Annotated in this window: 14 protein-coding genes; 8 read left to right on the top strand and 6 right to left on the bottom strand. The window is 67.8% G+C overall.

The window, feature by feature from the left end:
• Window positions 1–7: 7 nt before the first annotated feature.
• The 5 genes from AB4Y44_RS38945 to AB4Y44_RS38925 form a co-directional block, all read right to left on the bottom strand.
• The gene (locus AB4Y44_RS38945) at window positions 8–280 is read right to left on the bottom strand and encodes a hypothetical protein (RefSeq protein ID WP_342921312.1); all 273 of its coding nucleotides are present in this window, start codon (window positions 278–280) and stop codon (window positions 8–10) included.
• Window positions 281–527: 247 nt separating this feature from the next.
• Window positions 528–1877: a C45 family autoproteolytic acyltransferase/hydolase gene (locus tag AB4Y44_RS38940; protein WP_368702479.1), complete on the bottom strand. Its 1350-nt coding sequence runs from the start codon at window positions 1875–1877 to the stop codon at window positions 528–530.
• Window positions 1878–2026: 149 nt separating this feature from the next.
• Window positions 2027–3772 carry a ClcB-like voltage-gated chloride channel protein gene (locus AB4Y44_RS38935; RefSeq protein WP_342921310.1) on the bottom strand — a complete coding sequence of 582 codons (1746 nt, stop codon included), beginning with the start codon at window positions 3770–3772 and terminating at the stop codon, window positions 2027–2029.
• A 148-nt stretch (window positions 3773–3920) separates the two neighbouring features.
• On the bottom strand, window positions 3921–4655 hold the full coding sequence (locus tag AB4Y44_RS38930) for a glutathione S-transferase (protein WP_342921309.1): 735 nt from the start codon (window positions 4653–4655) through the stop codon (window positions 3921–3923).
• Between the two features lie 246 nt (window positions 4656–4901).
• Entirely contained in the window at window positions 4902–5978 is a 1077-nt protein-coding gene (locus AB4Y44_RS38925) for a YeiH family protein (protein ID WP_342921308.1), read from the bottom strand.
• 145 nt (window positions 5979–6123) lie between these two features.
• Here AB4Y44_RS38925 and AB4Y44_RS38920 point away from each other — a divergent pair, with 145 nt between their 5' ends.
• The 8 genes from AB4Y44_RS38920 (at window position 6124) to AB4Y44_RS38885 (ending at window position 13801) form a co-directional block, all read left to right on the top strand.
• Window positions 6124–7044, top strand: a complete 921-nt coding sequence (locus AB4Y44_RS38920) for a LysR family transcriptional regulator (protein WP_368702478.1) — start codon at window positions 6124–6126, stop codon at window positions 7042–7044.
• A 157-nt stretch (window positions 7045–7201) separates the two neighbouring features.
• Complete coding sequence (locus AB4Y44_RS38915; protein WP_368702477.1) at window positions 7202–7999, top strand: TIM barrel protein; 798 nt, start codon at window positions 7202–7204, stop codon at window positions 7997–7999.
• A gap of 55 nt (window positions 8000–8054) precedes the next feature.
• Entirely contained in the window at window positions 8055–9023 is a 969-nt protein-coding gene (locus tag AB4Y44_RS38910) for a sugar kinase (protein WP_368702476.1), read from the top strand.
• Window positions 9024–9121: 98 nt separating this feature from the next.
• Window positions 9122–10405, top strand: a complete 1284-nt coding sequence (locus AB4Y44_RS38905) for an MFS transporter (RefSeq protein WP_368702475.1) — start codon at window positions 9122–9124, stop codon at window positions 10403–10405.
• A 21-nt stretch (window positions 10406–10426) separates the two neighbouring features.
• The gene (locus AB4Y44_RS38900) at window positions 10427–11392 is read left to right on the top strand and encodes a D-glycerate dehydrogenase (protein WP_342921303.1); all 966 of its coding nucleotides are present in this window, start codon (window positions 10427–10429) and stop codon (window positions 11390–11392) included.
• Window positions 11393–11394: 2 nt separating this feature from the next.
• Window positions 11395–12477: a substrate-binding domain-containing protein gene (locus AB4Y44_RS38895; protein WP_368702491.1), complete on the top strand. Its 1083-nt coding sequence runs from the start codon at window positions 11395–11397 to the stop codon at window positions 12475–12477.
• 115 nt (window positions 12478–12592) lie between these two features.
• Complete coding sequence (locus AB4Y44_RS38890) at window positions 12593–13402, top strand: YhfC family intramembrane metalloprotease (protein WP_342921302.1); 810 nt, start codon at window positions 12593–12595, stop codon at window positions 13400–13402.
• A 33-nt stretch (window positions 13403–13435) separates the two neighbouring features.
• On the top strand, window positions 13436–13801 hold the full coding sequence (locus AB4Y44_RS38885) for a DUF3022 domain-containing protein (protein ID WP_368702474.1): 366 nt from the start codon (window positions 13436–13438) through the stop codon (window positions 13799–13801).
• A gap of 54 nt (window positions 13802–13855) precedes the next feature.
• Here AB4Y44_RS38885 and AB4Y44_RS38880 read toward each other — a convergent pair.
• Window positions 13856–14004 (bottom strand): PGDYG domain-containing protein (locus tag AB4Y44_RS38880; RefSeq protein WP_368702490.1); only part of this gene is annotated, 149 nt, incomplete at its 5' end.

The raw sequence follows: 14004 nt of genomic DNA, 5'->3' as shown, positions 1-14004 counted from the left end.
GCCAGGCTCAGGTCTGCTCGTGCAGGTCCGGGCTTAGCGTCTTGTCCAGCCGATGCGACCTGGGCAGCGTGAGGTACTCCCAGTGTTGCCGACCGCTGGCGGTCACGGGCACGTTGGGGGCGGGGGGCGCCACGGGGGCGTCGTAGGCGTGGGACTGTCCACTTGCGAGCGGAATGTGCGCGCTGGCCTGGGCGACCGGTGAGTCCTGCGCGGTGCGTACCGGAGCGGCGAAGCATGACGCGGACAACAGCACGGTAGTCATCAGTGTCGAGGTTTTCATCGCTCGACCTCCTTTCTCATGCGGCCCATAGGTCGCAGCAAGCGCCGTACCGCATCCGCCAGCGTGGGTGGCGGCGCAGGCAGCCGCGCCGGCCGGGGCGGCCCGGCGCGCCGCTACGCGAAGGCGCAACGAGCCGCCTGGACGGCTCATGTGCGCGAGGCGCATACGGAAATACCATGATGGCAGGAAATGCGCCGATACGTCTCGAACGCGCGTGCTTTTTTGTCGGCGCCGGCGTTACGCGGGATTAAAGCGAGGGCTTGCGCAGCGCCTCGAAGCGCGTCCAGGGCCACGACGGGCGGTCGCGCATATAGCCGTTGAGCCAGTTCCATTGCGGGTGGCGCTGCATGAACGCCTGGGCGTCGAACGGGCGGCCGCACGGATGGCCCCAGCGCGCCCAGAACGACAGATCGCGCGCCATTTCGCTGTCGACCACCTTGCCGTCGTTCGCGCCCCATGGGTTGAACGGCCCGTGGTCCGCGCCGCCGAAGCGCGCGTCGTCGAGTTCGAGATGGCCGCAGATCGTGCGCGAGCACGGGTTGTCGCTGCGCTCGAGGTAGACGTCGTGGTGGTCCGCGATCATCGCCTTGGCGAGTTCGGCGTCGATCGCACCGCGGTGCTCCTGCGCGAGCTGCATGAAGCGCAGGCGGCGCGCACCGTTGCGGCGCACGTCGGTGTAGTCGTCGGTTTCGCCGGTGCATTCCTGGTTGCGGATCTTGAGGTCCGTGGCCGCGTTGAAGCCGCTGTAGAAGCCGTCTTTCGTGCTCTCGAAGCCGGCGTGCTGCAGGCCCAGTTCGTAGCGCGCGATCTCGCCCGTTTTGGTGTCGCCGAGCAGCCAGCTGTTCACATAGCCCGCGTTGTTGGCCTGCGCGAACATCTCGCACCACTGCGCAATGCTCGACGCATACTGCGTCGCGCGGCGCGAGCGATAGAACTCGGGGGCGCCGTTCGCGCGGTAGCCGATGAAGTTCGAGATGGTCGTCTCCGTCACCATCAGGCCCGCGCCGTTGATCCAGAAGTCGGTGAGGCTCGAGATGCAGCCGGGCAGGCCCTGCATGAGGATGCGGTGCCCCGAGTCGGGCACGATATCGAACACGACGTTGAAGGCGTCGCCGGCCGCGTAGCGGTCCCACGAGTTGTGCGCCATGACGATGCGGCCGTCGCGCGTCGCGCTGCCCGTGGCAATGAAGGCGCTGCAGTGGTGGCCGCGCCGCCCGCGCCACGGGCGCACCGCGGGTTGCGCCTGCTGCGCTGCGACATGAACCGGCCACCAGCTCTGCAGCAGGTCCATGTAGCCGTTCCAGGCGAGTACTTCGGCGAACTTGAGACCGGCGCCGTCGGCGATGCCCTGGATCTCGTCGGCGAACTCGGTGTCGAGACGCGGCGCGAACTGCACGATCGCGGCGTTGATGAAGGTGTCGAAGTCCTCGCCCGTGTCCCATTTCGCGAGGTAGCGCGCGGTGCGGATCGCGTTGCGGATTTCGTTGGCGAGCAATTTGCCGTGCTGCTCGCCGCGGTCGTAAGGCTCGCCCTGCAAGTGCACGAATATCCAGCCCGCGTGGTCGCGGCGTACGGCTTCGAGTGAGGGTTCGCTCATCTTCGCTCCGGTCATCCCCGCGTCGATTCTCGCTGCCTCCTGCGCACGCGTCGGTGCGCAGGCGCACAGCGCGGGCCGCGTAGCGCGTTTCCCTCTAGATTCTAGAAAATCCGCTGCGCTTTGCCACGCGCCTCGTGGGCTGGCGAAGCCTACCGCTCCGCGTTCATGCGCTGATACGCGTCGAGCAGCGACGTCTTGTACACGACGCCCGCGAGTGTGGGCTCGCGCGTGCTTTCGACCACCGGCAGGCGCTCGCCCTGAAACGACATGAAGTGCTGCAGGCCGACGGCGAGCGGCATGTCGGGCGTGAGCACGTCGAACGTCGGCTTCAGATAGTCGCGGGCGTGCCTGTTCGCGGTATCGCGCTTTTGCAGCAGGTCCGAGGTGATGTCGGCCAGCGCGACCGCGCCGAGAAAGCGCCCGGTCTCGTCGGTCACGTAGAGGTACTTGACCGGATATTCGAGGAACACGCGCGTCATTTCCTGCACCGTGGCGCTCTCCAGCACGACAGTCTGCGCGGGGCGCACCAGTTCGCGCATCTGCGTCATGCGCAGGCGCATGCGCTCGGCTTCTTCGCGGTTGCGGTGCAGCGTGATTTCGTACATCGACGCCTTGCCGATCGCGCGCGCGACGAAATACGCAACCACGCACGAGAGCATGAGCGGCAGCACCACCTGGTAGCTCAGCGTCATCTCGAAGATCATCAGGATCGCCATCAGCGGCGCCTGGGTCGCGCCCGCGAGAAACGCGCCCATGCCTACCATCGCATAGGCGTACGAAGCGGAAGTGCCGTCGGGCCACAGCGCGTGCATGCCCTGGCCGAACAGGCAGCCGAGCACGGCGCCCATGAAGAGCGTCGGCGTGAACACGCCGCCCACGGCGCCCGAGCCGACCGTCGCGGCCGTCGCGATGAGCTTGAAGACGAGCACCGTAGCGAGCGCGGTCCAGGTCCACGGCGAATGGAGGATGGAGTTCACGACGCTATAGCCGTTGCCCCACACCTCGGGCGTCCACACGGACAGGATGCCGACCACGAGGCCGCCGAGCGCGAGCCGCACGGGCAGAGGCGCGTTGATGCGGCCAAAGCCCTTTTTCGCGGTGGCCATCATCATGAGGAACTGCGGTGCGAGCGCGCCGCACAGGAGGCCGAGCCCCACGAAGAGCAGCACCTCGACACCCGTCACCGGCGGGAACACCGGCATCTCGTACGGTGGCTTGTAGCCCGCGAACTCGCGCATGGTGATGTTGGCGACGACCGAGGAGACCACGATCGGTCCGAAGCTTTCCATGACGATGGAGCCGAGCACGATTTCGGTCACGAAGAAGGCGCCGGCGATGGGCGCGTTGTACGCCGAGGTGATACCGGCCGCTGCGCCGCACGCGACGAGCAGGCGCAGTCGCGGCGGATCGAAGTGGACCCAGCGGCCGATCAGCGAGGCGGCGAGGGCGGCGAGTTGCACCATCGGTCCTTCACGGCCGATCGAGCCGCCGCTCGCGATCGTGAAGAGCGACGAGAGGCTGCGCCAGATGCTCGTGCCCACGGGCATGACGCCGTCGCCGATCGCCACCGCCTCGATGTAGTCGGCGTGCATCGCCTTGCCGCTGCTGCCAGGCGCCTTGCGCCGCGCGAGCAGCAGCAGGCATCCCGCGATGAAGCCGCCTGCGGCGGGCATCCAGATGCGCCGGTGCCACGGCAGGTGGCGCGCCATCTCGACGAGGCTGCCCTCGCTGCCCGTGAAAAGCATCTGCACATGCGCGATGCCCTCGCGAAAAATCACGGTCGCAAACGCGCCCGCCACGCCGACGATGACCGACCAGATCAGCATCGTGTGGGCGTCGGACAGGCGAAAGAGATCGCGGGCGCGGGTGCGCAGTTTCAGGAGGAATGACAGCACGGCGGGCGGGTCAGGTTACGGGTGAAAGAAAGCCGCGCGTGCGCGGGGCGCGACGTGCGGCGGGAAGCATAACGGGTGCGCGGCGGCAATTGCGTGCCGCATGCATGAAACCAGGCGACTGCGGATACCTTCCACGGCCCGCGCGCATTCAGCGCACGGCCCGGTCGAGTTCGGGGTAGTGCCGGAAGATGCCCGTTTCGTTGAACGGCAGTCGCCGCTCCGAGTCGAGATAGGCGGCGATATGCGGGCGCTTCGCCACAGCGTCGCGCAGCGCGACGACATGCGGATAGTGATCCGCGAAATGCTTCGTCGCTTTTGGAAACGCGTAGCGCAGGCCCTCGACGATCTGAAACATCGACAGATCGACATAGCTGAGCGCGTTGCCCACCATGTGGCGCGGGCCTTCCGGATTCTGCGCGAGCACGCGTTCGAAATAGCTCATGAATTTCGGAATGCGATGCGCGATGAAATCCGCCGAGCGCGCCTTCGCGGCGTCCTTCTGGTCTTCGTAGTAGAGCCCGCTCGCGATCGGATGATGGGTGTCGTGCGCCTCGGTCACGAGGTCCGCGATCGTCAACTGCAGGCCGTTCGCGACGATGCGCAAGCCCTCGTCGCGCGGCGCGAGCTTGAGCTTCGGGCCGAGATAGAAAAGGATATTGGCGGTTTGCGGCACGATCAGGTCGCCGTCCTTGAGGAAGGGCGGGGCGTAGGGCGGATACGGTTCGTCGCTCTCCAGTTCGCCCATCATCGCGCCGATGCCGAGGCCGTCCTTCTTCTCGCCGCGCGCCACGTCCACGTAGGGCGCCTGCGCTTCTTCCAGCGCGAGCCGCACGAATTCGCCCCGGCCCTGCAGACCGTCCCAGTAATAGAGCTCGTATGCCATCGGTCGTCCCCTTGCGTTCATGGCCGTGCTCGCCACGGCCTGCGCGGCCGCTGCCCACGCAACCGGCAGCAACGCACAGTATCGCTCGCAACGCTCGCGCCTGGTTCGCGCGTGGCGTGCGCGCGCGAGATGGCGCAAGGGCGCCGCGCGCAGAAACGCAAAAAACCCCGCCACAGGCGGGGCTCGTGGCCGGGAGCGCCGGCGCACAGGGGATCGGGTCGGGGCGCGCGGCCCTCGGGCGCCGGGTCATCCGAACAGGCGCTGCACACCCCAGGTGATCGCGAGACCGCCGCCGACCAGCCAGAGGTAGATGATGAAACCGGCGGTCAGTGCCCGCGGGCCGGCCTGGCGAATCTGCGAGACGCGCGTCTCGATGCCGAGTGCCGTCATCGCCATGGTGAGCGCGAAGGTGTCGAGCGTGTTGACCGCGTGGGTGGCCGTGTCGGGCAGCACGTGAAGCGAATTGACGATCACGAGCGCGAGGAAGCCGAGCGCGAACCAGGGCACCGCGAGCTTGCGCGCGCCGCCGTGGCTGGCGTGGCCGTCGGCCGCTGCCTTGCTGCGCGCCGAACGATTGAGCCACACACCGAGCACGAGCAGCACCGGCACGAGCAGCATGACGCGCGTCATCTTGACGATGGTGGCGATGTGGGTGGCCTCCGGGCTCACGTTGCTCGCCGCGCCCACCACCTGCGCGACCTCGTGGATCGTGCCGCCGAAGAAGAGCCCGGCGCCGGGCGTATCGAGATGCAGCCAGCCCGCGCGGAACAGCACCGGGTAGAGGAACATCGAAAGCGTGCCGAACAGCACGACGCTGCCCACGGCCATGGCGCTCTTGTGCGGCTTCGATTGCAGCGTGGATTCGAAGGCGAGCACGGCCGCTGCGCCGCAGATCGCGCTGCCGGCCGCCGTGAGAATGGCGGTGTCGCGGTCGAGCTTGAGGAGCTTCATGCCGACCCAGGTGCCGATCACGAGCGTGCTCACGACGATCACGACCGACTCGACGAGCCCCGGCACGCCGACCTGGGCGATTTCCTGCAGGCTCACGCGCAGTCCGAAGAACGCCACGGCGATGCGCAGCAGCTTGCGCGCGGAGAAGTTCACGCCGGCGGCCCAGCTTTCGGGCATGCCGTCGCGCAACGCATTGCCATAGATCGCGCCCGCGACGATGCCGACGATCAGCGGGCTCATGCCGAGCCCGGCGATGGCGGGCAGCGAAGCGACGCTGGTGACGGCGGCGGCGAACAGCGCGACGAACAGGACGCCGTTGAGCTGCCCGCGGGTGGACGGCGATGATGCGTGCGCAAGACTGGGTGTGGACATGACGGCCTCTCTACCGGGCGATCCGGTCGAAAAATGGGGTAGCGAACAGGTCGCTATCGAATGGCCTAATCCTAATTTAGATATATCGATATGAAAAATCGTGATTTGTGACGTAATATATAGGACAACACGATGGTTTTCCACGATGACCCCGGAACAACTGATAACTTTCGCTGCCGTCGCCGAGCATCTCAATATCAGTCGAGCTGCACTGGCATTGCATTTGTCGCAGCCGGCCGTCTCGGGCCAGTTGCGGCTGCTGCAGGAGGAGATCGGCGAGCCGCTGTACCAGCGCGACGGCCGGGGGGTGCGCCTCACGCCCACAGGCGAACAACTTGCGAGCTACGCAGCGCGCCTGCGCGACACCTGGCGCGACGCCCTCAGTTACCGCGACGCGTTGCGCGGCCTCGAGCGCGGCACGCTGCGCATCGGCGCGACCACCACGCCCGCGAGCTACCGGCTGCCGTATCTGGTGGCGCAGTTCCACGGCCGCTATCCGCAGGTCAAGCTCGAAACGTCGAGCGGAAATTCGACGGACGTCGTGGGCATGCTCGGCGCGGTCGATATCGCGCTGATCGAGGGGCCGGTGGGCGAGCAACTGCCGCCGGATACCGCCGTGCATGCCTGGCACGAGGACGAAATCGTCGCGATCGTGCCGCGTTCGCACACGCTGGCGTCGCAACTCGACGCGCAAGGGGAGGCGGGTGCGCCGATGCCGGCCATCACCGTGGAAGCGCTCGCGCAGTGGCCGCTGGTCCTGCGCGAGGATGGCTCGGGCGTGCGTCAGGTCGTCGAGCGGGCGTTCGCTCGCGCCGGCGTGTCCATGCGCGTGGCGCTGGAGATCGCGGGCGTGGAGGGCGTGAAGGAGGCAGTGCGGGCCGGTATGGGCATCGGCTTCGTCTCGGCCATGTCGATGCGTCACGAGAACGGCGCCTTGCGGCAGATCCGCCTTGGGCCCGAGCCGCTTGCGCGGCGTTTCTCGATCCTGGTGCCCCACGCGGGCGCGGCTTCGCGCGTTGCGCAGCGCTTCCTGGAACTGTGTCTCGCCGATGTTCCGGGCGTCTGAACCATCTGACCCAGGGCAATCCAGAATGGCGGCCTGAGCGGCTAACGCGCACTATCTGCCCTAATCAACCGGCGCGCAGGCGCTTTTTTTCGGGCTGGATTTGGAACCGGTTCCAAGAAAAGCGAAGTGCGCGGCGGCAGGCAACAGGAAGACGGCAATGGCGGAAGTAGCAATCGTGGCGAGCGCGTTCGGCGCGCAGGCGATCTGGCGTGACGGTCATGCGGCGTGGAGCCGGCCGGCGCGGCGCGCGGGCGCTCACGCGTTCGAAGTTCGGCGCGAGCTGATGCACGATGCCGACGCGCAGCCCGAAGCGCTGCGCGCGCTCGGAACAGCGCTTGCGAACGAAGGTTTGTGGCGCGTCTGGTCCACACCGGACGCGCTGTATGGCGACGATGGCGCGCTCGATGAGGCGGCGCTTGGCGCCGCAGTCGCCGCGGGACGGGCACTCGGTGCGCGTTTCGTGAAGCTGCAACTGGGCGGTTTCGCCGGCGACGCCAGCGCGGCACGCCTCGCGAGCCTGCTCGAAACACTCGGCGCACGCACGGGCGACACCATTGACGCGAGCCACAGCCCGCGCGTCGTCGTCGAGAACGGCCAGCTCGAGCAGGGCGGCAAGCTCGACCAGTTCATCGGCCTCTTCAACGCGCTGCGCGATGGCGGCGCGCCGGGCGTGATCGGCATGACCTTCGATATCGGCAACTGGCAATGGCCGGGCGAGCCGCCGCTGCTCGCCGCCGCCGCGCTCGCGCCGTACGTCGAATACATCCATTGCAAGGCCGTGGTGGGCGACGGCGCGCGCTGCTTCGCCGCCGCGCCGGACGACGACGACACGCTGTGCCGCGCCGCGCTCGCGCTGCTGCCGGCCCACGTGCCGCGCGGCATCGAATTTCCGTTCGATCCGGCGCGCGTGCACGACGACGCCGCGCACTACGTCGAGTGGCTCGCGACCGCCTGAGCGCCGCGCGAAGCCAGGCCCCAGACTCCCATACGATTCATCAGGAACGCATCTCATGACCGAAGCACTCGATGTCATCACCTACGGCGAAGCGATGGCGATGTTCGTCGCCACGCAGCCGGGTCCGCTCGCCCAGGTCGCGCATTTCACGAAGCGCGCGGCGGGCGCGGAGCTCAATGTCGCGACCGGCCTCGCACGGCTCGGTTTCAAGGTAGGCTGGATGAGCCGCGTGGGCGCCGATTCGTTCGGCCAGTTCGTGCGCGACGTGCTCGCGCACGAAGGCATCGACGCGCGTTGCGTGAGCACCGACACGCGCTTTCCGACCGGCTTCCAGCTCAAGTCGAAAAACGACGACGGCAGCGATCCCGCGGTCGAGTATTTCCGCCGCGGCTCGGCGGCGAGCAAGCTTTCGGTTTGCGACTATCAGGCCGACTATGTGCTCGGCGCGCGCCATCTGCATCTGAGCGGCGTGGCGCCCGCCATCTCTTCCTCTTCACGCGAACTGGCGTTCAAGCTTGCACACGAGATGCGCGCCGCGGGTCGCACGATCTCGTTCGACCCGAATCTGCGCCCGACGCTCTGGGGCTCGCAAGCCGAAATGGTTGGCACGCTCAACGAACTCGCGAGCTTCGCCGACTGGGTGTTGCCCGGCGTCGGTGAAGGCCTTGTGCTGACGGGTTCGGACGACCCGGAAGCCATCGCGCAGTTCTATCTTGCGCGCGGCGCACGCGGCGTGATCGTGAAGCTTGGCGCAGAGGGCGCGTACTACGCCACCGCCGAAGGCGAGCAGGGCCGCGTCGCGGCGCAGCGCGTGGAGCGCGTGGTCGATACCGTGGGCGCCGGCGACGGCTTCGCGGTGGGCGTGGTGAGCGCGCTGCTCGAAGGGCGGCCGCTCGCTGCGGCCGTCGCTCGCGGCAACCGCATCGGCGCGCTGGCTGTCCAGGTGATCGGCGACTCGGAAGGGTTGCCGACGCGCGCGCAGCTCGATGCGCTCGAAGCTGCGCAAACGCAGGCAGCCGCATAGCGGAACAGGCGGCGCAACGCAAAGTGCGGCGCGCCAAACGACATGAGACCAGAGGGCGGCACTGTCAGGTACCGAGCCCCATTCAACTGGAGACACCGATGACCTCAACCTCGCTCGCACCGCGCCGCTGGTGGGCAATCATGCCGATCGTGTTCATCACGTACAGCCTCGCCTATCTCGACCGCGCCAACTACGGCTTCGCCTCGGCGGCCGGCATCAACCGCGATCTCGGCATCAGCCCGGGGCTGTCGTCGCTGATCGGCGCGCTGTTCTTCCTCGGCTACTTCTTCTTCCAGCTGCCGGGCGCCGTGTATGCGGAGCGCCGCAGCGTGCGCACGCTCGTGTTCGTGAGCCTCGTGCTGTGGGGCGGCTGCGCCGCGCTCACGGGCGTCGTCACGAACATTCCGTCGCTCATGGCGATCCGTTTCGTGCTCGGCGTGGTCGAGGCGGCCGTAATGCCCGCCATGCTCATCTTCATCAGCAACTGGTTCACGAAGAAGGAGCGCTCCCGCGCCAACACGTTCCTGATCCTCGGCAATCCGGTCACGGTGCTGTGGATGTCGGTCGTCTCGGGCTATCTCGTGCATGCCTTCGGCTGGCGCCACATGTTCATCGCCGAGGGCGTGCCGGCTGTCGTGTGGGCCGTGTGCTGGTGGATGCTCGTGCGCGACAAGCCCGCACAGGTCAGCTGGCTCTCCGACGACGAAAAGCGCGCGCTCGACGCCGCGATGCGCGCCGAGCAGGCCGCCATCAAGCCGGTGCGCAACTACGCCGAGGCGTTCCGCACGCCTGCCGTGATGCTGCTCTCGGCGCAGTACTTCTGCTGGAGCATCGGCGTGTACGGCTTCGTGCTGTGGCTGCCCTCGATCGTGAAGAACGGTTCGGCGCTCGGCATGGTCGAAACGGGCTGGCTCTCCGCCGTGCCGTATCTCGCGGCGACCATTGCGATGCTCGCCGCCTCGTGGGCGTCGGACAAGCTCGACAATCGCCGCGCCTTCGTGTGGCCGTTCCTGCTGGTCGGCGCGCTGGCCTTCGCGCTCTCCTACGCGCTCGGCTCGACGCACTTCTGGATCTCCTACGCGCTGCTCGTGGTGGCGGGCGCGGCGATGTACGCGCCGTATGGCCCGTTCTTCGCGATCGTGCCGGAGCTGCTGCCGAAGAACGTGGCCGGCGGCGCGATGGCGCTGATCAACAGCATGGGCGCGCTCGGCTCGTTCGTCGGCTCCTATGTGGTCGGGTATCTGAATGGCGCGACGGGCTCGCCTGCGGCATCCTATGCGTTCATGAGCGCGGCGCTGCTCGTTTCGGTGGGCCTCACGCTCGCCGTCAAGCCGCAGCGCGCCGCCGCCCGTGCTTATGCATCGCCGGCTCACGGAAAATAACCTCTCTTTTCTAGCGCACCTATGAAGCCGAAAATCGTTGTCTACAAAGCCTTGCCCGCCGACGTCGCCGACTATCTGCGCGAGCACGCCGAACTGATCGACGTCGATGCCGACCAGCCCGGCGCACTCGCCGCCGCGCTGAAAGACGCCGACGGCGCGATCGGCGCGAGCGTGAAGATCACCCCGGCGATGCTGGACGGTTCGCGCGTGAAGGCGCTCTCCACGATCTCGGTGGGCTACGACCAGTTCGACGTGCCCGATCTCACGAAGCGCGGCATCGTGCTCGCCCACACGCCCGACGTGCTGACCGAATCGACGGCCGATACCGTCTTCTCGCTGATCCTCGCAAGCGCGCGCCGCGTCGTCGAACTGGCCGACTGGGTCAGGGCGGGCCACTGGAAGGGCAGCATCGGCCCGGCGCAATTCGGCGTGGACGTGCAGGGCAAGACGCTCGGCATCGTGGGGCTCGGGCGCATCGGCGGCGCTGTGGCGCGCCGTGCCGCGCTCGGCTTCAACATGAAGGTGCTCTACACGAACCGCAGTCCGAACGAAGGGGCCGAGCGCAACTATGGCGCGCGCCGTGTCGAACTCGACGAGCTGCTCGCCAGCGCGGATTTCGTGTGCCTCCAGGTACCGCTCACCGACGCCACGCGCCATCTGATCGGCGCAGAGCAGCTGAAGAAGATGAAGAAGGGCGCGATTCTCATCAACGCCTCGCGCGGCGCGACCGTCGACGAAAACGCGCTGATCGCGGCGCTCGAAGCGGGCACGATCCACGGCGCGGGACTCGACGTGTTCGAGCGCGAGCCGATCGATCCCGCGTCGCCGCTGCTGCGCATGCCGAACGTGGTGGCGCTGCCGCACATCGGCTCGGCCACGCACGAGACGCGTCACGCGATGGCGCGCTGCGCGGCGGAGAACCTCGTCGCGGCGCTCGCCGGCACGCTTAACGTGAACGTCGTCAACCGCGACGTGCTCGCGCGATGAGCATGGCTGCGGGCGGCGCGGATCGTGACGATCACGCGGAAACGGGCGCCGCGGCCACGGCGCCGCGCCGCGCGACCATCAGCGACGTGGCGCGTGAAGCCGGCACCGGCAAGACCAGCATCTCGCGCTATCTGAACGGCGAGCTGGGTGTGCTTTCGCCCGACCTGCGCGCGCGCATCGAGGCGGCGATCGAGCGGCTCGACTATCGCCCCAACCAGATGGCGCGCGGGCTCAAGCGCGGCCGCAACCGTCTGCTCGGCCTGTTGCTCGCCGATCTCGCCAATCCCTATTCGGTGGAGATTCTGCAGGGCGTGGAGGAGGCGTGTCACGCGCTCGGCTACATGCCGCTCATCTGCCACGCGGCGAACGAAATCGACATGGAGCGGCGCTATCTGCAACTGCTCACCACGTATCGCGTGGAAGGCGTGATCGTCAATGCACTCGGCGTGCGTGAATCGATGCTGAAACCCGTGGGCAGCGGCGGCATTCCGGCCGTGCTGATCGACCGTACCGTCGACGGTCTCGATGCGGACATGGTCGGCCTCGACAACGCGGCGGCCGTGCGCCTCGGCACCGAGCATCTGCTTGCGCGCGGCTACGACGACATCGTGTTCGTCGTGCAGCCGTTCGAGCAGGTGAGTTCGCGGCGCGAGCGCGAAGCGGCGTTTCGCGAGTCGATGCAGGCGACCAAAGGCGCGGCCCGCGGCCTCACGCACGTGCTCGATCTCCACGACGAAGCCGCCGTGCAAGCCGCACTCGCGACACTCGACACCCACGTGGCCCAGGCGCTCGCGCGTGGAGCGCGGTGCGCGCTGTTCGCGGCCAACGCGCCGGTGGCGCTGCGCCTCGCCTTGCATCTGAAGGCGGCGCTCGGCGCGCAGTGGCAGCAGCGCGTGGCGCTCGCCGCCATCGACGATCCGGAGTGGGCCGAGCTTGCCGGCATTACGACGATCCGCCAGCCGACGCGCGAAATCGGCTATCGCGCGGTGGAGTTTCTGCACGAGCGCATCGAAGGCGCGGCGCCCAAGGCACGCGCGGCGGCGTTCGAGGGCGAGCTGGTGGTGAGGGCGTCGACGCTGGGGTGACGACGGCGCGATTGCGGGCCTCTCGCGCAGCCTGGGCTGCGCGAGAGGCGCCGATATCTGCGATCATTCGGGCTGCGGCGCGCGTGCGTGCGTGCCGAACGTCATAAGGAAGCCCATGTCCGTAGCTCCGATCACGCTCGTCTGCCTTTCGCTCGCGACGCTGTTCGTCGCCGCCTTGCCCGTATCGCTGTATCGCCGGCTGCGCGTGCGGTTCGCACTCGACTGGCGCGATACGATCACGGGCGTCGCCATCTTCGCGTTGTTCGCGACCGTGATCGAACGCGCCGTCAACGACTACATGCTGCACGGCAACGCCGCCGTCGCGCAGGTCCTTTCGAATCCCGTGTTCTTCGTGCTGTACGGGGCGCTCGCCGCGGGCGTGTGCGAGGAGGTCGGGCGTTATATCGCCATGCGGCTCATCGCGCGCCGCGGCGCGGGCAAGCCCAACGCGCCCGCTGACGGCGCGGCGTTCGGCTACGGCATTGGCCATGCGGGTGCGGAGGCGTGGTTCGTCGGCGTGCTCGTGCAACTGCAATGGATCGTGTTCGCGGTGCTCGCGAATCGCGGCGATCTCGACGAGCATCTGTCCAATCTCACGATGGACTCGGTCTTGCGCGTCCATCTGATTCTCGCTAGCCTTTCGCCGCTGTTCGCGGGCGTATTCGCGCTCGAGCGCACGGCCGCGTTCGTGTTCCAGATTGGCTTGTCGGTGCTGATGTGGCGCGGCGTGCGTGCGGGATGGAAAGGGATTTTGCCGCTCGCGATCCTCGTGCACGCGCTCATCGACGTGCCTGCCGCGATGTACCAGGCGCGTCTCGTGCCGCTCGTGGCCGTGGACGGTTTGTACGTGGTGGCGGCCGCGGCGCTCGCCGTCGTGCTCTTCAGGACGTGCCGCCCGCAGCGGCGCGTCGCGCGCGCGACGTGAGTGCGCGCGTCTTACTTCTTTTTTCTGGCGTCAATGGAAGCCTATCTGTTTGAATGCGCGAGCCCCGAATTCGACGAGCTCGCCCGCGTGATCGCCGACATCTTTCCCGAGCAGACGCGCTTTGCCGAAGAGCCGAATGAAAGCGGCGTGCTGCAACTGGTCGTGCACTGGGTGGCGATGCGCTTCGGCTCGAAGGCGCGCCGCATGGTGCTCACGGTGGCAATCGCGCCCGCCGCGCTCGCGCGCTATCGCGCCTTGCCGCCGCGGCTGCGCGGTCGCAGCTTCGCGGTGTTGCGCGCCTATGTGGAGGCAACGATCGAATCGCTCGAGGAACAGCACGCGAAGGGCGAAGACGTGCCGCGCGAAGTGACGATCGCGCTGGACGAAGAGTTTGCGTAAAGCGCTTGCTTGAAGCGACGGGCGCAGCGCGCCCGCTCGGCATTGCGCCGGGACTTAGTCGGCGAGCTTGTAGACCTTGGCGAAACGTGCGGCCTGCACGACGCCATAGTCGCCGGGCGCGTACTGCATGACCCAGTCGCCGGCCACGCCGCTGAGCCGGTCGCCGCCGGCCGAACGCACGAGCGTGAACGGCTCGTCCATGC

It is taken from the genome of Paraburkholderia sp. BR10937, from assembly GCF_040965695.1.
Taxonomy (GTDB): domain Bacteria; phylum Pseudomonadota; class Gammaproteobacteria; order Burkholderiales; family Burkholderiaceae; genus Paraburkholderia.
The sequence above is the reverse complement of the archived record's forward strand: the minus strand, read 5'-3'. Positions and strand labels throughout refer to the sequence as shown.